At 49.4% G+C, this 21540-nt stretch carries 17 protein-coding genes; 4 read left to right on the top strand and 13 right to left on the bottom strand.

Going from position 1 to position 21540, the window contains the following annotated elements; all coding sequences use genetic code 11:
- Positions 1 to 2: 2 nt before the first annotated feature.
- From BSEL_RS05280 to BSEL_RS05265, 4 genes are all read right to left on the bottom strand, one after another.
- Positions 3 to 1556 carry a DEAD/DEAH box helicase gene (locus BSEL_RS05280; RefSeq protein WP_013171966.1) on the bottom strand — a complete coding sequence of 518 codons (1554 nt, stop codon included), beginning with the start codon at positions 1554 to 1556 and terminating at the stop codon, positions 3 to 5.
- A 264-nt stretch (positions 1557 to 1820) separates the two neighbouring features.
- Positions 1821 to 2681 carry a DegV family protein gene (locus BSEL_RS05275; RefSeq protein ID WP_013171965.1) on the bottom strand — a complete coding sequence of 287 codons (861 nt, stop codon included), beginning with the start codon at positions 2679 to 2681 and terminating at the stop codon, positions 1821 to 1823.
- A gap of 213 nt (positions 2682 to 2894) precedes the next feature.
- On the bottom strand, positions 2895 to 3602 hold the full coding sequence (locus tag BSEL_RS05270; RefSeq protein ID WP_013171964.1) for a response regulator transcription factor: 708 nt from the start codon (positions 3600 to 3602) through the stop codon (positions 2895 to 2897).
- 153 nt (positions 3603 to 3755) lie between these two features.
- The gene (locus BSEL_RS05265; RefSeq protein WP_013171963.1) at positions 3756 to 4892 is read right to left on the bottom strand and encodes a sensor histidine kinase; all 1137 of its coding nucleotides are present in this window, start codon (positions 4890 to 4892) and stop codon (positions 3756 to 3758) included.
- Positions 4893 to 5132: 240 nt separating this feature from the next.
- Between BSEL_RS05265 and BSEL_RS05260 the strand changes: the two genes are divergently transcribed.
- Positions 5133 to 5765: a YigZ family protein gene (locus BSEL_RS05260; RefSeq protein ID WP_013171962.1), complete on the top strand. Its 633-nt coding sequence runs from the start codon at positions 5133 to 5135 to the stop codon at positions 5763 to 5765.
- A 138-nt stretch (positions 5766 to 5903) separates the two neighbouring features.
- A complete protein-coding gene (locus BSEL_RS05255; protein ID WP_013171961.1) occupies positions 5904 to 6875 on the top strand; it encodes an LCP family protein in 972 nt (323 codons plus the stop codon).
- Between the two features lie 222 nt (positions 6876 to 7097).
- On the opposite strand, the gene BSEL_RS05250 is transcribed toward BSEL_RS05255, so the two are convergent.
- From BSEL_RS05250 to BSEL_RS05240, 3 genes are all read right to left on the bottom strand, one after another.
- Positions 7098 to 9350: a phosphodiester glycosidase family protein gene (locus tag BSEL_RS05250; RefSeq protein WP_013171960.1), complete on the bottom strand. Its 2253-nt coding sequence runs from the start codon at positions 9348 to 9350 to the stop codon at positions 7098 to 7100.
- A gap of 110 nt (positions 9351 to 9460) precedes the next feature.
- On the bottom strand, positions 9461 to 10834 hold the full coding sequence (locus tag BSEL_RS05245) for an O-antigen ligase family protein (protein WP_013171959.1): 1374 nt from the start codon (positions 10832 to 10834) through the stop codon (positions 9461 to 9463).
- Positions 10835 to 10901: 67 nt separating this feature from the next.
- The gene (locus BSEL_RS05240; RefSeq protein WP_049773612.1) at positions 10902 to 11096 is read right to left on the bottom strand and encodes a ComEA family DNA-binding protein; all 195 of its coding nucleotides are present in this window, start codon (positions 11094 to 11096) and stop codon (positions 10902 to 10904) included.
- Between the two features lie 442 nt (positions 11097 to 11538).
- On the opposite strand from BSEL_RS05240, the gene BSEL_RS05230 reads away from it, so the two are divergent.
- Positions 11539 to 12351: a flagellin gene (locus tag BSEL_RS05230; RefSeq protein WP_013171958.1), complete on the top strand. Its 813-nt coding sequence runs from the start codon at positions 11539 to 11541 to the stop codon at positions 12349 to 12351.
- A gap of 226 nt (positions 12352 to 12577) precedes the next feature.
- Here the strand turns inward: BSEL_RS05230 and dcd are convergent, their stop codons facing one another.
- From dcd to BSEL_RS05215, 3 genes are all read right to left on the bottom strand, one after another.
- Entirely contained in the window at positions 12578 to 13162 is a 585-nt protein-coding gene (dcd, locus tag BSEL_RS05225) for a dCTP deaminase (protein ID WP_013171957.1), read from the bottom strand.
- Positions 13163 to 13228: 66 nt separating this feature from the next.
- Positions 13229 to 14776: an S-layer homology domain-containing protein gene (locus tag BSEL_RS17010; protein WP_013171956.1), complete on the bottom strand. Its 1548-nt coding sequence runs from the start codon at positions 14774 to 14776 to the stop codon at positions 13229 to 13231.
- 174 nt (positions 14777 to 14950) lie between these two features.
- Positions 14951 to 15217, bottom strand: a complete 267-nt coding sequence (locus BSEL_RS05215) for an iron-sulfur cluster biosynthesis family protein (RefSeq protein WP_013171955.1) — start codon at positions 15215 to 15217, stop codon at positions 14951 to 14953.
- A gap of 249 nt (positions 15218 to 15466) precedes the next feature.
- On the opposite strand from BSEL_RS05215, the gene BSEL_RS05210 reads away from it, so the two are divergent.
- Positions 15467 to 16762: a Na+/H+ antiporter NhaC family protein gene (locus BSEL_RS05210; protein ID WP_013171954.1), complete on the top strand. Its 1296-nt coding sequence runs from the start codon at positions 15467 to 15469 to the stop codon at positions 16760 to 16762.
- A gap of 48 nt (positions 16763 to 16810) precedes the next feature.
- Here BSEL_RS05210 and BSEL_RS05205 read toward each other — a convergent pair whose 3' ends face one another.
- The 3 genes from BSEL_RS05205 to putP form a co-directional block, all read right to left on the bottom strand.
- Positions 16811 to 18640, bottom strand: a complete 1830-nt coding sequence (locus BSEL_RS05205) for a sensor histidine kinase (RefSeq protein WP_013171953.1) — start codon at positions 18638 to 18640, stop codon at positions 16811 to 16813.
- Positions 18641 to 19651, bottom strand: coding sequence for a BMP family ABC transporter substrate-binding protein (locus BSEL_RS05200; RefSeq protein WP_013171952.1), 1011 nt, complete (start codon positions 19649 to 19651; stop codon positions 18641 to 18643).
- Positions 19652 to 19873: 222 nt separating this feature from the next.
- The gene (gene putP, locus BSEL_RS05195) at positions 19874 to 21367 is read right to left on the bottom strand and encodes a sodium/proline symporter PutP (protein ID WP_013171951.1); all 1494 of its coding nucleotides are present in this window, start codon (positions 21365 to 21367) and stop codon (positions 19874 to 19876) included.
- Positions 21368 to 21540: the final 173 nt, after the last annotated feature.

The raw sequence follows: 21540 nt of genomic DNA, 5'->3' as shown, positions 1-21540 counted from the left end.
CGTTAAGCCTCACCGCCCTCCATGTTCATGTTTCGAATATGTGAAATGGCCTGATTCAACGCCATCGTCCTGCCATGATGAAAAAACACAACATCCCCATCAGGGGCGTCCTTGCTTCGTCCGGCGCGCCCCGCCATTTGAACGAGGGCTGCCTCATCAAAAATGGCATCTTCTGCGCCGAGTACGGCTACCTGCGCACCAGGTACGGTCACTCCCCGTTCGAGAATCGTCGTCGTGACGATAATGCGAATCGCCCCTGAGCGAAAGCCCTGCACTTTTTCTCCTCGCTTATCGTCTTTTGCGTGCACCGAGGTGACGCTGATCGGATCGAGCACCGGGTACCCCTTCAAAATCGCAGCGACAACTTGGTCCAACAGGGCGATCTCCGGGACAAATAGAAAAGCGGGTCTCTCTTCTTGTAGCCGTGCCTTGAGCCAGACCATCACCTTTTGGGGCAATCGCCCTTTCTTCAGACGCCGTTTCCAGTCACCAACCCAGGCCGCTTTGGGTTCAGGAAGCGGATGCCCGTGAAAACGCCTCGGAACCCGCGTGAACGGCAATTCCCCCTGTTCAGCCCGTTTTCGAAGCACCTTTGAAGGCGTAGCCGTCAAATAGACAATGGAACCGCCAGACCTGAGTGCCCCGTTGACCGCAAAGCCAAGGCGCTCATCCACGGTAAACGGAAAGGCATCCACTTCATCAATGATGATAAGGGGAAACGCATCCTTGAACCGCATGGCCTGATGGGTCGTGGCAACCGCCAGATCGTAAGCGGCATACCGATCAGGACAGTCTCCGTAAAAGCCGGCCGTCCGGACTTCGGGGAACGCGGACTGGAGTCTCGGGACAAGTTCTTTGACGACATCTGCCCTCGGTGTCGCAATCATCACCGGCTCACCATTTGAGAGAGTTTTACGGATCAAGGGAAAGAGCATTTCCGTCTTTCCCGCTCCGCATACTGCCCAGCAGAGGACTTCCGGTGCTCCTTTTGTCACTTCATTCACCAGATAACTGGAAGAACGTTCCTGAGGACCCGTCAACGTTCCATGAAAGGTAACGGTTACATCGCGCTTCTTTGGTTCTTGTCTCTCAGCCGATACTACAAACAGGCTGCACATTGAGATGCGCCCCATCTGAATGCAGTCCCGGCAGTAGCGGCAACGTCTGCCGCAGCGAGCACAGTGGGGAATCTCGCCGTCCATCACGGAGCCGCATCGGGGACAACCGCCGCTGTCATCCGGCGTTGCCCGTTCATAGAGCAGCCAGCCGTTCTTTACATGGGCATCCACAATCTCCAGCGGGTGGACGGAAGTGACTTCGTCCAGAAGAAGCTTCCGCCCTTCTGTCATGGCAAGAAGCGCCGGTTCCGGCTGAAACGCCCGATCCTTTGGCGCCCTTGCCGGCACGATCATCAGATCATTTACGATATGAGAGGCTGCACGCCAGTGTGCGGGGAGATCCCGCAACGCTTCCGGAACGAGAAGGCATGCTTCTCCCGGGAACGTCTGACGAAAATGCACCTCAGCCTCACGGTTCTGGACGCGTAAGAAACGCAATGGCACCACTCCTGTCTAACGCGCTTAGGATTGACGGTTGATCTCTTTATACACTTGCGTCTTTGAAGAGGCCTTGCAGAGCGTTCCGTTTATGCCTGCAAAACAGGCACGGCAAATAAATAGAAATTGGAATCATTCAATAGGGGAGTTGTTTCGTTAATTGTTCAGCAGTGAACATGAGGAATTAAAGAGTTGGCGCTGCAGTTCGAGGCAGCGCCTATATGTGGGTAAATCGAAAAATTGTTGCCTGGTCATTCGGTTTCGTTATACATCGAGATCAGCATCGGTCCAGCCAATACCGAGGCTTCCTTCACCGAGATGCGTGCCAATCACCGGTCCGAAATAAGAGATCGTCACCGTCACATCCGGGTATTCCTTCCGGATATATCCGGCCAGCTCTCCGGCTTTCTCAGGGCGGTTGGCGTGGATCACGACAACGTCAAGAGGATTGCCGTACTTGGCGTCTTCATGAAGAAGGGCCATGATTCTTGCGATGGCTTTCTTCGCCGTCCGCACTTTCTCAAAAGGCACGATCTTCCCTTCCTCGAAATGCAGGACAGGCTTCACCTGCAGGAGGCTGCCGACAACCATCTGCGCGCCGTTCAAACGTCCGCCGCGGTGAAGATGACTGAGATCATCGGCCATAAAATAGGCTCGAGTGCGCTTCTTCATCTTCTCAAGATGCTCGATGATCTTCTTCGCCGGTATTCCTTCTTTGGCAAGCTTTGCGGCAGTCATGACATAGAAGCCCTGCACATAACAGCTCACCTCGGAATCAAAGAGATGCACGTTCACCCCGTCCACCATCTGTGCGGCGGAATGGGCGGTCTGGTGCGTCCCGCTGATGCCAGCTGAAAGGGTGACGACGATAATGTCATCGACAGTTTCCCCAAGGCGTTCGAACGTCTCTTCAAAGAGACCGACAGACGGCTGTGACGTCATGGGCAGATCCTCTGCTGTGCGCATCTTCTCGTAGAACGCATCAGTGGTGAGATCTGTCTCCTCCTGATAATTGTCTTCTCCGAACACGACGTTTAAAGGCACCATCGTGATGCCGTATTCGTCACGGATGTCTTTTGGTATGTAGGATGTGCTGTCTGTGACTACGGCGGTCTTGTTCATCATTGAATCCCTGCTTTCTGTTTGGTAATGCATGTCGGAGACGTCTATTTGCGGTCCGTTTCCGGCCCGGAGTACACTGCTACTATGACATTTGTCATGACTGCACAGTTTATGATACCAAGTCTTCCGACAAAAGTCTACTAAAATATAGAAAATACGCACCGGCAAAAAACCAGTGCGCGCTTTAAGCCTGTTCACAGTATCAACAGGGCAAAATCAGTTCACTTTGACCCAGCCATTCTTGATGGCGTCAACGACGGCCTGTGTCCGGTCGTTCATCCCCATCTTCTGCAAGATGTTACTCACGTGGTTCTTGACCGTCTTCTCGGAAATGTAAAGCGCTTCCCCGATCGAACGGTTACTCTTGCCATCTGTCATAAGCTGCAGGACTTCGCACTCGCGACGCGTCAAAAGATGGAGCGGACGACGGTATTCCACTTCGCGGAACCCGATCTCGCCGTTATTCCCTGTTTCATTCGCAAGGCGCCGGTACTCTTTGATCAGATTATGCGTCACCTTCGGATGGATATAGGAGCCGCCGTTGCCGACGACCTTCACCGCTTCAATCAGCGCTTCCGTATCCATTTCTTTTAACAGATAGCCTGAGGCGCCGGTTTTCAGGACGTGCGTCACATACGATTCATCATCATGAATCGAAAGAATCAGCACACGGACGTTAGGGAACGATTTGAGAAGGGTCTTTGTTGCATCTACCCCGTTCATCCCCGGCATATTGATATCCATCAGGACCACATCCGGCTTATTTTGTCTGACGAGATCGACGACGTCTTCCCCGTCATTTCCTTCCGCAACGACTTCGAGTCCCGGTTCCATTGTCAAAATGCGTTTGACTCCTTCACGAAACAGTTGATGATCGTCAATCAATAATATCCGTAACGTATCCTGGTTTACTTGATTTTCCATAGTTAAGTTCCTCCTTGTTTATTGTCAGTATCTGACCGTCATTCACCGGTTTCACGTATTCATGACATCTATGCACACTAAATCATCTCGAAGTTGAAGCGATTTGTATATGCGTCTATCAGCGGAATTTTGCAGGACCATCGTCCGTGACCGTCACGAATCCTGCGGCAGCGGGACTTGAAGCATGATGAGCGTCCCTTTCCCGGGCTTCGTGTCGATGGTCAGATCCCCATCGAGTAATTTGACCCGCTCCTTCATACCCACAAGGCCGAAGCTGTTTTCCTTCTTCGTAACCGGATCGAAGCCTCTGCCATCATCTTTGACGATCGCCACGACACTTGTTTTCTTGATTTCCATCTTGACACTGATTGTATTGGCCTTCGCATGCTTCACCGCGTTCTGTACCGCTTCCTGAATAAACCGGAACATGGCCACTTCCATATGCGCGGGGATCCGTTCTTTGGAGCCGAGATTACGGAAGTTCACCTCAGTCTGTTCCTGATAATCATTCACATTATCGATAAACTTGGCAACCGTCGGCACGAGGCCGAGGTCGTCTAATGTCATCGGCCTCAGATCATAAATAATCCGGCGCACTTCACTGAGCGATTCGGTCACCATCCGGCGAAGATCCCTGATCTCCACTCTCGCCCGCTCCGGCCCTTCCTGATCGAGGACTTTCTCCACGAGCTCCGAGCGAAGCATCACGTTCGCCATCATCTGGGCTGGCCCGTCGTGAATTTCACGGGAGAGCTTCTTTCGCTCTTCTTCCTGAGCGTGAATGATCTGAACCCCAAACTGTTGCATCTGTTCGGCGTCTTGGATCATGTCGCTCACACTTTGTAAGTCGCCGTTCAAATACTGCAAAACCGCATTGATCTGATTGATCAGCTGTTCTGCCCGCTCCACCGTCTCCCCGAGCTTCATGAGCCGGCGCTCGACCTGGGTCCGCCGTTCACGGAGCTGCTTTTCTTCGGATTGAAGCACGGCAAGACGCACCTGGTAATCTTTCGCCTGTTCATACGCCTCTTTCACTTCCTGATCCGTATAGTTGGCGAAGTGCTTACTGACCTCCGCAAGCCGGTTCCTCGCAAAGCGGGACCGGATTTCCGCCTGGTCCTGCTCATCAATGAGGTGGATGACATCCTGCTGGATCGTGCTCAGTTCTTTCTTCAGTTCCTCATATTCGGTTCGGGACTGTTCCCCGATTTCGAAAATTTCTTCTTTACTTGATGAGACCATCTCCATCATGCGATCGAGAATGGTTTCAATGGACTTTGTTGTGGACACGAAATTATCCCTCTTTCCACCGTCATGCCGTTGAATGGAAATCAATTGTGGCTTTCAGACCGTTGTCTAACTATAATAATAGTGTATAATAGAAATTTTGTCTAAGATTCTTTCGTGAAAAACTGTGAAACCTTTTTAGAACTCTGTTATTATCATACCCGAACAACGTGATCTGCATCACCTTTTTTCATAAAGTTTTAGAATTTGTTATCTCATTGACATCAAAACAGGAGGACTGTCATGTTAGCGACATATAAGACCGTCAAAGGCGGCTCTCATGAGATCGTCATCCAGAAATCCCGCTTCATCACCTACGTAAACCGTGCAGAAACAGAAGAAGAAGCCCAGGCATTCATTGCCGGGATCAAAAAAAACCACAGTGACGCGAACCATAACTGTTCGGCTTACCAGATCGGCGAACACGACCAGATCCAGAAGGCCAATGATGACGGCGAACCGTCCGGAACCGCCGGCGTCCCGATGCTCGACGTGCTGAAGAAGCAGGGACTGAAAGACACAGTGGTTGTCGTCACCCGCTACTTCGGAGGGATTAAACTTGGCGGTGGCGGCCTGATTCGCGCCTACTCAAGTTCCGTCAGTGAAGCCCTCACCGCCACCGGCATCGTCGAGTGTGTTCTGGCCCACGTCGTGAGCGCGACCTTCGACTACACCCTCCTCGGGAAAATCGAAAACGAGATCAGAAGTTCTTCCTTTCAGTTAAAGGAGATCGAGTACCTCGAGCAGGTCACCCTCCATGCCTATGTCCCATACGGTGAACTTGAGGCGTTTCAATCATGGGTCGACGGCTTGACGAGCGGTAAAGCCACCGTGAAAAACAATGGCGAAACATATCTGGAACGCACTGTGAACTGAACAGACCCGCATACAGAGAGTTCTTCACCGGTTGATTTTATGAGCTCGTGCAGAGAACAGAAAAAAAGTGAAACATTATCCATCCAATCAACGTCATATTACAGAAGAACTTGAAAATACGGGTTAAGGAGCAATGAAATGACGCAATCAAGAATCAATAAAAGGCATGAAAAACGAAAAAACTCCACTTTAAAACGGTTTTTTAAAACAACTTTGCTGATCTTCACCCTGCTTATCGTTCTCGGAGGCGCGACTGCGGCCTATATGGCAGTTCAACTCAACAGCGCCACCTCAGCAGCCAAGGTCGAGCTCGACCGGGGTGAACGGAGCGAAATCAGGGAAGCTGCAGTCAGTCCGGGTAAGGACAGCGTTTCAGTCTTATTTCTCGGTCTTGATGACCGCACAGGAGAACTTTCCGGCCGCAGCGATGCACTGATGCTTGCCACCTTTAATGCAAACGATCAGGACGTCAAACTGCTCTCCATTCCACGAGACTCTTATGTAAATATCCCCGGTCGCGGCATGGACAAAATCAATCATGCTCATGCATACGGGGGCATCGACATGACAATCGCCACAGTCGAAGAGCTTCTTCAAGTGCCCGTCGATTATTTCGTCACACTGAATTTCATTGCCTTTATGGAGATTGTCGACACCCTCGGCGGGGTTGAAGTGGACTCTCCGTTTGCCTTCTCCGAAATGGACAGTCATGACAATAAAGGTGCAATTTCCATTGCAGAAGGCCCGCAGACGCTAAACGGCGAAGAAGCGCTTGCGTATGCGCGTATGAGGAAAAACGATCCTCAGGGAGATATCGGGCGCGGTGACAGGCAAAAGCAACTCATGGAGGCGATGATGAAAGAAGCGGCGTCACTGAACACGATCACCCGTTTCGGCAGTTTAATGGACAGTCTCGAGCGTCATATGACCCTGAACCTTTCCTTTGGCGAGATCGTGAGTATGCACGGCTACGCAACAAGCATGGGATCCATTGAGCAAATCAGCATCGATGGTCATAATACGCGGATCAATGGCGTATCTTATTATCAGCTTGAAGATGAATCTCTCAACAGTGTCAGGCAACAACTGAAGGAACAGCTGGATTATTAACAGATCAAAAGAGCGGCACTGACCGCGGTTGTCCCTGCATCCCTTACCGTCTGTACAGGAAAAAAAAGTCGATCAACACCAACTTCATTGGGCGTTGACCGACTTTTTATGTTCGTTAACTTTTACGGTTCTCTTGAAATACCAGGCATGTTTGACCTGTTTCTCATGATGGTAAAAGGGTGTCATCGTCACACTCAGTATTTTCTGTTCCCACAGTGCCTCTCAGTCAGTCACCCGAAATAATGCGGTTTCTTCACGCTCCAGGGCGGTTTCTCTCAGGGAGACAACAGATCTCGTCACAACCAGCCTGTAGAGGCCTTCCTCATACTCTCCGCTTTTTGGAGTGACCTCAACAGTATGACTGTCTTCACCGTAGTCAAAATCAAGGTCCACACGTCGACCGCTTTCATCTTCCACATAAATCCGGTTGCGATTCACACCATGATGAACCGGTGCGGAAAATTCGACTGTCCAGACTTTATCTGCACGGACATCGTCCGCTTCGCTGTCAGGTGCAATATACGCCGGAGCCACATCGGCATAGTGCGCATTTAAACCCGCATACTGAACAACTGCAGACGACCGGTTTGCTTCCTCTGTCTCCGCTACATAAATCCTGGTTAACTGTGAATTTTCTTTCACACCACTCATATCTGCAGTGACATACTTCCAGCCATACCAGTCAAGTTCGCCCTCTTCCGTGAAATCAATGGTCCCCAGAGTGCCGTCCGGACCCCTGACCGTGCCGCGGAGCCAGTGTTTTTGCCCTTCACCGTACACCCATAAACCGAGTTCTTTCGGTTTCGCTTTCAAATCAAGTGGCGAGCGGAATGTCCAGTAGGCTGCGGCAATGCCCAATTCTCCATTCTGTAAATTGTACCGTTTTGTGACTGTGTTCCGATCTGTTCCTGCCACATTCATCGATGTCACGTCCGCCGAGGCTACTGCACGAATTGCACTCGCCTGCCCTTCACCAAAACCATCATTCAGTGAGACAAGATCATCCAATACCGTAAACTCAAACTCTTTTTCAACATCGCCTATCTGATACGTAAACGTATACGTTCCTGGCACGTCTCCGGAAAGGCTGTTTCCGTCTACAGTCAGATCTTCAGAAATCAGATGCACTTCAAAGTCTGCGGGATCCAACAAATTGTATTTGCCATCGAGAATGTATTCAGGAACGATCGTCACCCGCTCTCCTCTCGGTGCCGCCCAGCGTTCCCTATCAAAAGAAGCAAAGTAGGGGATTCCTTCCGGCGCATCATTCATAATAAGGAGACTTGATGATAATGCCCGCTCCGCTCCGTCTGATGGTGAGTTCACAAGACTGACCCTGTCTCGTGAAAAATCACGGGCTACCATCGTGGTTGATCCTCCACCGTCAAGGTTAATCGCCATGACCGCTCCCTGGTCTCTCATATAGTTGGCAAACTGCGGAATCGTCATGCCCTGACTGTAGCCGCTCTGTCGGCCGTCAACAGTGACAAACATGGTATTGCCCTGCGCATCTATACCGATGCCTGATCGCGGGTTCGGGACTGAATAAGTGCTCGCGGATGAACTCATTGTGATGTCCACTCTGCCGTTTTGCACAAGCAGCGGACCTGTTGCCATAATCATTTCCGCATCTTTCCAACGGTCTTCAATATCCACCTTCACCTCGATGTCATCGCCGGCTCGAATGCCGTCAAGCAGACCGTCCAGTCTGTTGCCGTGTCCTGATATGATAAAACCGTCCCCCGGAATCGGAGAAGCGTTTCGTCTTCCATATTCTTTCATATTGGTAATACTCCCACGGACAGAATCACCAAATGACAATTGATCGTTAATGCGCTTTGATGTGTCGGTGACTGTGAATTCTCTGCCAAACTCGTTTGTTGGTGTTGCGGTCCTGCGCTGACCGGGCGTATACAGAATGACCTCTCCCGCGCCTCTCGAAGTATTAATCCGGTCAATATTAACGGAACCGGAGGAGGTTTTCGCCGTTATATCCAGCTCAAATGGTGCAATGACCGGCTGCCCATCACGATCGATCCCGAATGCCGCAGGGGTTCCCAAAAAACCACTGCTGTCATCGGACATTGAACCGAGGTGAAGGATCCGGTTGTCTTCTGCAAGCAAATAGCTTGGATAAACCATATTCGGATGTGCAGAAATACTTAAATTGAAAAAGGATCCGTTAATCCCGCCGATAATATCATCCGACCTGGGATGGCTGTTGGCATATGATGTAAGCCTGTGAAGCGACTTCGGGCCCTGATACCCCATATGAAAACGGATATGTGGATTGTTCCCCACTTTCATAATCCGTGTGGATTGGGGATACCCTCCATATATAATATCTTGCCTTTCCAATTCGACACCCGGTCCGATTTCTGTGGGGTCATGCACAGAATCTGCCTTCGCATCATCTTGCGTCATCATAAGCGCCAAAATAAACGTGCATGTCAAAGCAGCTGCTTTTTTGAACATCGTGATTCACTCCTGACGTAAAGGCTTGAGAATAACGGCCTTGTTAATAATCCGGTTTCTTTATATCGATACGGAGAGGGGATGCAGCTCCTGCATCCCCTCTCCACTGATCACTGTTTGCGATTGACATAGAGATAGTTCATGGCCAATGCAGAGACCAGCCAAAAAATAATGTTGATTTGAGGTATGAAAATCAGGTTATTGGACGTGTTTTGGAGCATGAACGTAATGCTTCCGATAAAGACCGATACAGCGACAAGTTTCCCAGTCAGATTCGGCTGCTGGAAGTAAAAACGGATCAGATAGATATAATACAGGACATACACAGACATAAATGCCACCAGGCCGATGATCCCCGACTCCGCCATCACCTTCAGGTAAGAATTATGCACGGAGTAACGGTCATGCCCAAGATAAAGTTCAGGATACATCTCCACATAATCCGAATAGCGCTCGAGGTAGTTACCTGCGCCTACTCCAAGGACCGGATTATCAGCGAACATGACCCAGCCCGTGCGCCACAATGTCGTTCTTGAGACCATGGCACGTTCACTCATCTCATCACGCACCCGTTCCTCTTCTTCCTCTTCATCGACAAGCCCTAAATCGTTATCTTCCACTTCTCCCTGTCCGAAAAAATCGGAATCAAACAGCATGTTTTCCGCCACATAAATCGCAGAGACCGTTCTTGACTGAAAGTCAGGCATCTGATAAACAAAGACAGCTAGAATGGCTACCATCACAAGCATATGTACCTTTGACATACGAATCAAATACTCTTTGCCTGCAAGAAGAACAACCAGAACGATCGCACCGAACATGATCAGCCAGGCTACTCGTGTGTATGTAAGTACCATGTTTGCGACAAGAACACCTGTAATCAGGAAGAGTGCCGCTTGGGCCGGACGGTTCTTCGTATACATCACGGCAAGAATCATTGCTCCGGGTAAAACAAAGTTGATGAATGCTGCATAGTAGTTTGGATTGACCATTGTCGATTCAACACGGCCAATCGCATCATTCAGAGCATACAGGCCTGCAGTGTTGAGCCCGAGGTCAAACACATATTGAATGGAACCGATCAAAATCACGATGGACGTCGAGGCAACAAACGTCCACAGAAAATATATGTATTCTTTTCGTGAAAAAGAGACCTGGATAACAACCCCCACCATAAGAACGTAGGATAAATACCTGGCAATTTCCATCAGTCCTGCCATCAGGCTGACTGCATTGACGAGCGAAATGAGGGATACAATGAAAAAGGAAGCAAATGCGATCAGCATCGGGAGAAAACGAAATCCGGTAAGCTGAATATCTCCCCGCCGGTATTCATAAAAAGCCACGACAATAAGCAGCGGGATCAGGAAAACTTCCGCGGACAGCGGGAGTGGCCCGAGATAATACTTGAAATCCAAAAGCGGAATAAAAAACAACAGCAACAGAACTGAATAAAACGTCAAACTGAAATCACGGACAGACATGCTATAACCCCTTTTATCTTAGTTGTAATTAGTTAAATTGAAATCATTCACGAAGAACCAAAACTCTTCAATCTTCAGTTGTGATGACTTCCCGAAACATATCAAGCTTTTTTTCACCAAGCCCTGATACTCTCGTCAGATCACTGACGCTTGCAAACGGGCCCTGCGCTTTCCTGTTTTCAAGAATTTTCTGCGCAAGGTCTTCACCAATTCCGTTCAGTGCCAGCAAGTCCTCGAAAGACGCGCGGTTGATATTGATCACGCTGTTTTCCGTATGGGCATCCGAACACGCTGAATCAGTTGTTTTTTTGCAGGTGTACCTTTTCGAAAGGTCTCCTCTTCGTCAGGACCCCCGATTTGTGAGCGTGATCCCGACTCTTTGATGAAGAAATAAAGATTCAGCAAAAGAGATCCGGTTAACAACAGCTTCGAAACAATTTTCATACCAAACAGCAGAGACTTTTTTCAGATATGACCCATGAACATATCAAAACATCCACAGCCTCTGCCTTCCTCCTCTCATGACAAATATATATGGAACATAACATCTGAATAGTGCAAACAGAAAACAAAAATAATTCTACATCCTATCATACCTAAAATCATCCGTTTCGTATATAATAAGATTAACGGTTTACCGATATAGACATTAAGGAATATATATAACAAATTAACGGGATACTGATCCACAGGAGGTGGCAGACATGGTTTCTGTAAACTCAGGCGTTATGATGAATCACAATCAGACCCAGCGAAGCCTTGCACTGACAATGATGCAGCTTTCAAGCGGAGACCGGATCTTCCGGGCAGGGCAGGACGCAGCCGGCTTGTCTATCTCTGAAGGCATGCGCTCACAGATCCGTGGAGATTCGATGGCAATCCGGAATATGGCGGACAGCCAATCTCTTAACCGGGTGGCTGAGGGGGCCCTTTCACAGACCCAAAGCTCTCTGCACCGGATGCGTGAACTCGCCGTACAGGCGAACAACGGGATGCTGACAGAGTCAGACCGTGGTGCCCTGCAACAAGAGTTCAATCAGCTTCGTGAGCACATCGACTTTGTCGGAGAGAACACCGAGTTCAACACCCAAAGGCTCCTTGACGGGAGTTTTACAAACCGGCAGACGACGACCAATGCCAACGGCGAATCAGTCTCCTTCGACATCGACGCCGCACTCTCTGAAAATCTTGGCAGTCTCGAAGAAGGCATCACCCTTCGCGATCTTGATCTCACCGCCAACCCCGGGCAGGCTCTTTCCGTCATTGACGACGCACTTGGTCAGATCAGTTCAAGCCGCGGCAATATCGGAGCTTTCGACAACCGGCTGAGCTATGCCGGCAACGTCGCCCAAAATCAGCTCTTGAACATGCAACGCTCCGAATCCGGCATCCGTGATGCAGATATGGCCCTGAACATCATGGACATGAACCGGATGACGACGATGCTACAGGCGTCGATGAGCGCTCAAAGCATGCAGATGGGCATGATGGGGATGCATCTCGATTTACTCAGATAAATCCGGACGATACCATAAAACCATACACACACTGGTAACCAAACCGCTAAAAGGACAATATTACATTTCCGTTAATTAGTTCCACTCTGCATTCTTCTTATTGTTAAGATACAAGCCCCACTTCCCGGCCTTGAGGTTAAAGTCGCATTAAGCCAATTACCCGCCTGTTTATTCCATACGAAAAACATCCCGCGTCCTCTTCAAAGAAGAGGTGCGGGATGTTTTATTATTTGTCACTGCGCCGTTTAAAGGCGTCTGATTCAAGGCGCCTCCGGTTCTCGTAATCGAGCTGAACCCGGCTTGCAGTGGCGTCACTCTGATTCAGATATTTCCCTTCATATGGATCCGCATCTCGGTCCACTTCCGCAAGGACGAGCTGACAGATTCGCCTGTTGACTTCAAGTTCAATAGGCAGCCGGTTGGCGTTATAGAGTTCGAGGGTAATCCGGCCTTTGAAACCCGGGTCCACCCAGCCTGCATTCTGGATAAAGAGACCCAGTCTTCCAATGGAGCTTCTGCCTTCCACAAAGGCCGTCAGAGATGTTGGAATCTCCATGTACTCCTTCGTTGTTGCCAATAAAAAGGACTGCGGCGGAATAACGATTGATCCCCGTTCTCCCACATCAATCTCCCGGTAAGCTGCTTCAGAAGTCAAAGAGAGTTTCGTGCTGAGATGGTCATCAATCACAAGAAAGTGTGCCCCTAGCCTCAGATCTATCGAGGCCGGCTGAACCTGTTCCTCTGTCATCGGATCAACGATAAGTTCACCGGATTTCAGCTTTTCGGTAATGGTTTTGCCACTTAAAATCATGATTATCCCTCCCTAGTCTCAAGCTTGTCCATCTATTTTAGCACATTTCGGCAAAAACAGAACCTGTCAATCCCCCCTTGATTCAAGGTCATAATGAACAATGAATTCACCAAGAGAACGCACGCTTAAATAAAACCGTTCGAATCCTTCACTGCCATTAAAAAGAGGATCTCTAAGCGATCTCGCGTATTCCAGCTGCATTGCAGGCACACCAAGTTCATGATAACTGTAATAGGCAATATTGGCTGCATTGCTCGCGGTAAAGAGACGGTTTTCCCAAACGTTATGAAAGCCCGCATTCGCATAAGAGAACATCAAACTATGCACAAGATCTTCCGGCACAATTCGTCCCTGATTTGTTCCAATGTCCAAAGAAATATCCACATCATTCCTGTTACTCATACCGTGAATATCAAGAACGAGTGAGATATCATGTTCATCGATGATCCTCCTCATTTGATCTTTAAACTCAACATCATTATAAAAGTTGGCGTCCCTGCCCGTTTTCGCAGTATAAAGAATGTGAGCATCGGTATATTCATGAAGCAAGAGGCCCATTGGACCCGTGTAAACTTCAGCGCTTTTAGGCTGACCATTGCGGATATGCTCGACGCCATGCGGTACGGTAATCAAAACCGGATGTCCTTCTCTTCCTTTTTGAAACACCGTTTCATTCTCCCGCTCCAAATCACCCTGATTCTGATTCATTGAAAACAATCGATGAACTTCCCTGGTCCGCTCACGAAACTGCCCATTCTTAAAATCTTTTTCCAAATTATCAATAAATGGCTGAAGCATGACATTCCGCTCTGTATTCACCTTCTCCTCCACCTCTTCAAATTGCCTGAGATCCCCTTCATAGGGATGTCCGGACAGCGCCAACTGATTCAGTTTACTCCTGATTTCCGCCACATTCTGAAAAGATTCCATGCCCGGTGAATCCGGAAGACTCCGGATGCTCTTTGTCACATCATCCGTCAAATCCTGAAGCTCTCTTTGGTCAGCATTAGCCTCCCATTTCATTGCGCGGCTCATCATCGCAGCAAATTCTCCTCTTGTTACAGGCTGATCCGGCCGAAACGTCTGATCCGGAAAACCCTCCGTAATACCTGACCCGTAAAGCCCGCGAATCGCTTCATACGATCTCATCTCAACATCCACGTCTGAAAAAGAAATCGCTGTTTGATCAAGAGAAAAGGTCCTGTCGAGGAAAATTGCCATTTCTCCACGCGTTACATAATGTTGCGGGCGGAATGTTCCATCCGGATAACCGCTGACCACACCCGCGAGAACTGCGGCTTCAATATACCCCGATCCTGTGACGCCTTTGGGAACATCAGAGAATGATGTCTCTGAAGGATCCCCGTTCAAATTGAGATGCCGCCCGATCATGATCGCGGCCTCATTTCTGCGGACACCCGTTTCAGGTTTAAATGTTTGATCTATGAACCCTGAGATAATTTCTTTATGGACCAGTTCATCGATATATGAATAAAAGCGATGTTCTTCATTCACATCCGAAAATTGTTTTCCTGCATGAATAAAAGCAGGTTGTGAGAAGAATAACCCTGCCAGGAGAAATGATACGACAAGCAGATTCATCCGTTTTTTCATACTCCACACCACCATTTCAATTAGACTCAAAAAATATCATAATACAATTCTTGATTGTATACATCTGCAAAAAGCCTTATAAGAGTAAGAAGACAGCAATCCCTCTGGCTGCATCCACATATCTCAACAGAAAAACCCCCTCCACATCGGGAGAGGGTCATGTATCGTTTATAATCAGTGTACGCGGTGATGCAACTTGATACAGTCGCCTTTGTTACAGAAATCCAGGGTCATGCCGTCAAACATCCAGAGGTCGTCTTCTTTGATAAAGAAACGGACGCCGTTGACTTCAAGTGACCAGTCGCCCTGTTCAGAAGCTGATTTCTCAACACCGAGGAAAAAGCCTTCTGCTCCTCTTACAAAAAGACGAATCTCATCCTGATTTGTCAGTTCCATATCATTCTTGTAAATCTCCGCTGCGCGTTCAGTAATTTGTAACATGTGAACATGCCTCCCTAAGGTAATGGTTTTCAATTCATGGTGTTCAAAACGGGTTCTTATGCAAATAAAGTTAACAACATTTCAATAGTGTTTTGTGAATCATTTCACTAACTTGATAGTTATAATATAAATTAATATGCGACTGAACACAATGCCTTTTCAACACCGTTCACAAAACCATCATACTTTTGAATGTATGCTACAATACGGAATGGCAGAACATCCGTTATCAGAAAGAAGGGAATTCCGTTGCCAAAGGACTTTACCACAAAAGAACTCACGCTCATTCTCACGCTGACCATTGGCGGCCTCATCATCGCCATCAGTACCGGGCTTTCGCTGACCCTCGGGATCACCCCGGGATTTCTCAGCCTGCTTATCCTCGCCAGAAACAAACATATTCCGCTCAGGCAGCTCGTTGAATCGTGCAAAAAGGGCCTCATCCGCAACAAAGATGTGGCCTGGCTTCTGGTCTTTATCGGCATACTCCTGCCGACGTGGTACGTCGCCGGTACCGTCGATGATCTGAACCGGCTCTTCTTGACCCTGATCTCACCCGCTCATTTCTTTTTGAGCGCGTTTCTTGTGACCGGGATTATGTCATTCATCGTCGGCAGCTCCATCGGCAGTCTCAGCATCGTCGGTGTTCCGATTATGGCCACCGCGGAACAGATGGGCATCTCCGTCCTGATCACTGCAGGGGCCCTCGTCTCCGGCTCCTTCATCGGAGACCGGACGTCACCGCTCTCAAGCTCGTTCTTTCTGCTCGCCCATTCCGTCGAGGTCACTGTGAAGACACACTTTCGCTCCGTATTGCCGACGATGTTCATCACTGCGACCGTGACGGCTTTCCTCTATGCGGGACTCGACTTGGCACTGAACCGGACAGAGGTTTCATCTGCAGGCAGTCTTGCCGATCTGTCGCTGATGGAAACCGGACTCTCTCTCGTACCGCCCTTTCTGCTATTGCTCATGATCCTTACGGGGCAGTCGATGCGCCTCTCGTTCCTCTCAGGCATCATCGCAGGAATTGTCCTGATCCTGATCAGAGGAGAGAGCCTCACTTTCTGGTTCACAGCGACGCTCTCGGGCATCGCGTCATTGAACGGCCTTTGGCAGATGCTGCCGTTCATCGTGTTTATCCTGACAGTCGGGATGTTCTCTCAGATGATTGAGGATACAAAGTTGCTTCAGCCCGTGATCGAAAGCCGACTCACTAATACGACAGATCTCAGTATCATTACCCGGCAGTCCATCGGCATCGCAACCGCCGTCTCTCTCATTTCACCGAACCAGGCTTTTCCCATTATTGTGACGGCCCGGTCCCTCCTTCCGCACTGGAATGCACATTTTTCACCCCAAGCGCTCGGACGGGTCTTGGCAGATTCGACAGTGGTATTTGCCGGGATTGTCCCGTGGAGCCTGCTTGCGATTCTGAACAGCTCCATTCTCGGCATTCCCGTGCTGCACTATATCCCCTTCGCCTTTTTTCTCCTCCTGTCACCGGCTGTGACCATCCTGTGGTCCACTGTAAAATCACCGTAACTTCTTTGGTTCGGCAATATCAAAAACGAAAAATCCTCCCTGCATGCATCATTTTGCATCATCCGGGAGGATTTTGTCAGTCGGCCAACTCAGTTCAAAGCAGGCACCTGTTCCTTTATGCGGCAGAAGACGAATCGTCCCGCCATGATTTTGCAGGATCCGCTGAGCGATTGTGAGCCCGAGACCCGTTCCTCCTTTCTTCGACGTCCGAAACGGGTCAAAGAGCTTCGCTTGCAGCGGTTCCGGTATGCCAGGACCGCTGTCACCGATCTGCACCTTAACCATTCCCTCTTCCACAGCTGATGTGACCCGGATTTCCCCTGATCCATCCATAGCATCGACGGCGTTTCGAAACAGGTTATGCACGACCTGCTTCATCTGTTCTTTATCCATCAAAACCGGTTCATCCGTCGTCTTAATTGAAAAGCAAATATCCTTATAATTCGGCAGAGCTTCGACAAGAGGCACCATTTCCTCCATAAGTTCATTGACACTCGCTTCTTCAAGTATCGGATCCCCGGGTTTTGACATGAGAAGCATGTCTTCAATAATCTGATCGATCCGTTTGGCCTCTTTCTTCAGAAGAGGCAATTGAAAACGCTCTTTGTCTTTTTCGGGCAAGGTCTGATCCATCAGACTCAGGAATCCGTCGATCACCGTCAGGGGATTGCGGATCTCATGAGCCGCACCAGCAGCAAGTTCCCCCACAACAGCCAGCTTCTCCGCCTGCTTTACCTGTTCTTCAAGACGGCTCACTTCAGTGATATCCATAAACTGAAACACATAGCCGTAAGTATCTCCCCATTTGGTTTTGAGAGGGTTCTTCGAAACGATGAGCTCGAGTTCGGCCCCATGACGTATATACGTAATCCGCTCATTCGAGAAGACATCCTTTTTCAGGAGATGTTTCGTAAAGGCATCTTCCGCCTGTTCTTCAGATGACGTCTCAAACAATTCCAGAATATCGGATCGCTTCATCCCTGTAAAGGATCGTGCTGCCTGATTCAGGTGGCACTCATCCAAGGATTCATGATACGTAATAATGCCCAATGGCAGCGCGTTCAGAACCTGATCCCGGTAGCGTTTATCTGCGATGATCGTTTCAAATGATTTTTTGAGTTCGCTCGACATCCGGTTCACCGATACGGTTAAATTGGCGAGCTCCTTTTGATACGGAGGCGTGAGCTGCTTACCGTAGCTCCCAAGCGCAATATTCTCAAGCTCCGATTCAAGTTTCACGAGAGGCTTTGTCAGTTGATTGCTGAGTCGGTAGGACGAGATAAAGGCAAAGACGATGGCCACTGTTGTCAAAACAAGCGCCAATAATGCCGAACGGATCACAAGGGCATCAAAACGTGAAACGGCGTTATTGGCCTGATCACGGATCGCATATTTGGCATCTTCGAGGGTCGTGGACACCGCAAGATGAGCCTCCTGCCACTCTTTATTCCGATACGATTCAACGGCTTCGAGCCCACTGAACCGGAGTAAGCCGTCGATATGGTTCGTTACGAGAAAATCGAGATAATCAAGTTCTCTTTCGAGGCGGTCAATCATCACAGGTTTATGCCCGGTAATCGACTCGCGCTCTTCTGACGCTTGTTCCACCGCTTCCTGATACCGTTCTGTGAAAGAACAGCAGTACCCGGTTCGTGCACCTTGTTCCATCATATGAGTCTTGACCGACAGTTCCATATCCAGCTGATACAGCCATTCAAGGGCAGGGAGATCTTCTTGTATGATCTGCTGTCCCTGATCATTAATTTGATCAATCCCTCTTGTCAAAATAACCGCAATGCTGCTTAAGAGCAGCGTCATCAACAGTAAAATCATCAGAATTTTGCTTCGAAAAGACAGCTCTCTGAGGTAACTTTGCATTTAATCCACCTCCGGATCCGGAACCGGCAGATTGCCTTCCCTGTATCGATCGATCAGATATTGAAACTGCATCCGTTCATCCGCATCAAACATCGGCCCCAATTCAGAAAAGCCCATGACATCGTCCTCAATCGTCAATTCCACTATGCCACTGTTCATCTCACCTTGTATGTAATCCCTGACGATGGCTTTATACACATTCGGTACATCATTGACTACACTCGTCAACACCAGGTCCCGGGCCATATACGACTGATCATCAAGATACCCGACCATATAGGTGCCGGTTTCAATACTCTGTTCAATCACCCGCTGATTGAAGCTGTTACCGAGTGCGTATACGATGTCTGCTCCTTCTTCCTTTAACTCCCGGAAGGCTTCCACTGCCCCGTCTCCGTCTTCACGGTCCGCCACAATACGCTTGAGGACGTTCAGATTTGTCCCCTGTGATTCGGCTCCCTTCGCAAGAAGCGCCGTACGTTTCGCCACATCATGTTCTCCCGGAAAAATCACCCCGACTTTACCGCTCTCCGTCTTCCACGCCATCAGAATACCAACAAAATAATCCAGCTCTATTGGGCTGAAGGTGTATACAGTCTGATTCTCATGTGTCTGATGGCCGTGAAGAGTCACAAAGTGCCGCTGGGCGTGATCTTTTGCAAGTTCCGTAAAGACGTCAGAGAACTCTCTTCCGTGTCCAATCATCAGTGACGGGGCTTCCTCTTCAAGGACCGCCTTCGTATTCGTCAGTACGTCTCCCTCTTTCATGAAGGGATGGATCGAAGCTGAAATATCAAACTCATTGAGGACCGTTTGCTTGCTCTCGTAGGCGAGACTTCCCCAACTCTGATCGTCAATCCCTTTTGCCACGAGAATCGCCACATGGGGATGTTCAGCAGGACCAGGATCCGGCATCAGCATCCGACTGACTGCCGCAACAAGAAGAAGCATCAGGACGCCCGCCATCATGGCAAACAAAAGAAAAACACGCCGGGATTGATGGTCTGCCATATAAAGTCCCCCTGTCGAATTTTGTAGAATATCAATTTTATTTTACCGGAGCCACGCCGAAAAAGATACCATGTTTTGGAGAAATTCTCGCAATAAGGTTGTTCGTACCGCGTTTTCACTGGTCCTGCCCGCCCTAGTTCCCCCTTTCATCCGAAAAGATCATATTCAGAGAACACAAAGAAAAGACCCCGGATATCCGGGGCCCCATAAGTCACATTTTTCTTACATGTCTGTGTTCCCTTTGTCCATCTGTCTCGCTTTCTCGAACGTATCCTGAATCTCTTTAGACGGTTCAGGACTCGCAAGTGAGAAGACAATAATGAAGATCGTGGAGACGACAAACCCGACGACGAGCTCATACAGGGAGAAGAACCCTGCATCGGTCTTCAGGAATGCCACCCAAATCAGAACGGTCAAACCACCGGAAAGCATACCCGCAAGGGCGCCGTTTCTCGTTGTCCGCTTCCAGAAGAGGGAGAACAGCACGAGCGGACCAAAGGTTGCACCGAGACCGGCCCATGCGTAGCTGACGAGTTCAAGGACCGTGCTGTCCGGATTCTGTGCAAGAATCAAGGCGACAACGGCAACGGCAAGAACACCGAGACGGCCGACGAGAACAAGCTCTTTCTGATCCGCGTCTTTACGGATCATGCCTTTGTAGAAGTCCTCTGCGAGGGCAGAAGAAGACACGAGAAGCTGAGAGTCAATCGTACTCATAATCGCAGCAAGTACCGCGGCCAAAAGCACACCGGCAACAACCGGATGGAAGAGCACCTGCGTAAAGGCAAGGAACACGGTCTCCGGATTATCAAGCGGCTGATCGGCGAAGTAGGCAATCCCGACGAGACCGGTCATTACGGCACCGGTCATGGCAAGGACAACCCAGCCAATCCCAATGGCACGTGCCTTTGGCAGTTCTTTCATGGATTTAACGGACATGAATCGCACGATAATGTGCGGCTGTCCGAAATACCCGAGCCCCCAACCCATCAGGGAAATGATCCCGATGACACCGACTCCGCTGAAGAGGGTGAGGTTGTTCGGATCTATGGTGCGGATCGCGTCCATGGTTGGTCCCCATCCGCCAAAATCCATAATCGCCACGATCGGAATAACGATCAGGGCAAGGAACATGAGAATCCCCTGAACAAAGTCGGTCCAGCTGACGGCAAGGAAACCGCCGAGGAACGTATAACCGATAATAACAATGGCACCGACCCAGAGGGCCGTCGTCTGATCGAGGCCGAAGGTGCTTTCAAAGAGAATCGCACCGCCGACAAGTCCTGATGATGTATAAAAGGTGAAAAAGATTAAGATAAGTACCGCTGACACGACACGAAGTGATTTGGACTTGTCATCAAAACGGTTTTCAAAGAAGTCAGGCAGGGTGATGGAATCGTTCGCCACCTCCGTGTATGCACGAAGTCGTCCTGCGACAAACATCCAGTTAATGACGGCACCGATGGCGAGCCCGATGGCAATCCAGGCTTCCACGAGGCCGCTTGCGTACAATGCACCCGGTAAACCGAGTAAGAGCCAGCTCGACATGTCTGAGGCACCTGCGGAGAGTGCAGCCACGCCTGCGCCCAGCCGTCTTCCCCCGAGCACGTAATCGGAAAGGTTATCAGTCAGTCTGTACGCAACCAGTCCGAGAACCATCATACCGATTAAATAGACGACAAATGTTACAACAATAGGTGTTAAGTTCTCTACCACGTTCGATCTCCTCCTTGTCAATCATCTCGGAACCTGTCAGTCAATACAGCAGTAACGCTCTTTATTCGCCGCATCTATTGCAGAATTGGGCCCTGAACGTGAAAAACGCTTACATGACAGAAGCGATAAAAATAGTATTCAGGTTGTAAGATTCTATTACATTAGCCCCGGTT

It is taken from the genome of [Bacillus] selenitireducens MLS10 (assembly GCF_000093085.1).
GTDB lineage: Bacteria > Bacillota > Bacilli > Bacillales > Salisediminibacteriaceae > Salisediminibacterium > Salisediminibacterium selenitireducens.
This window is presented reverse-complemented; position numbering and strand designations above follow the sequence as displayed.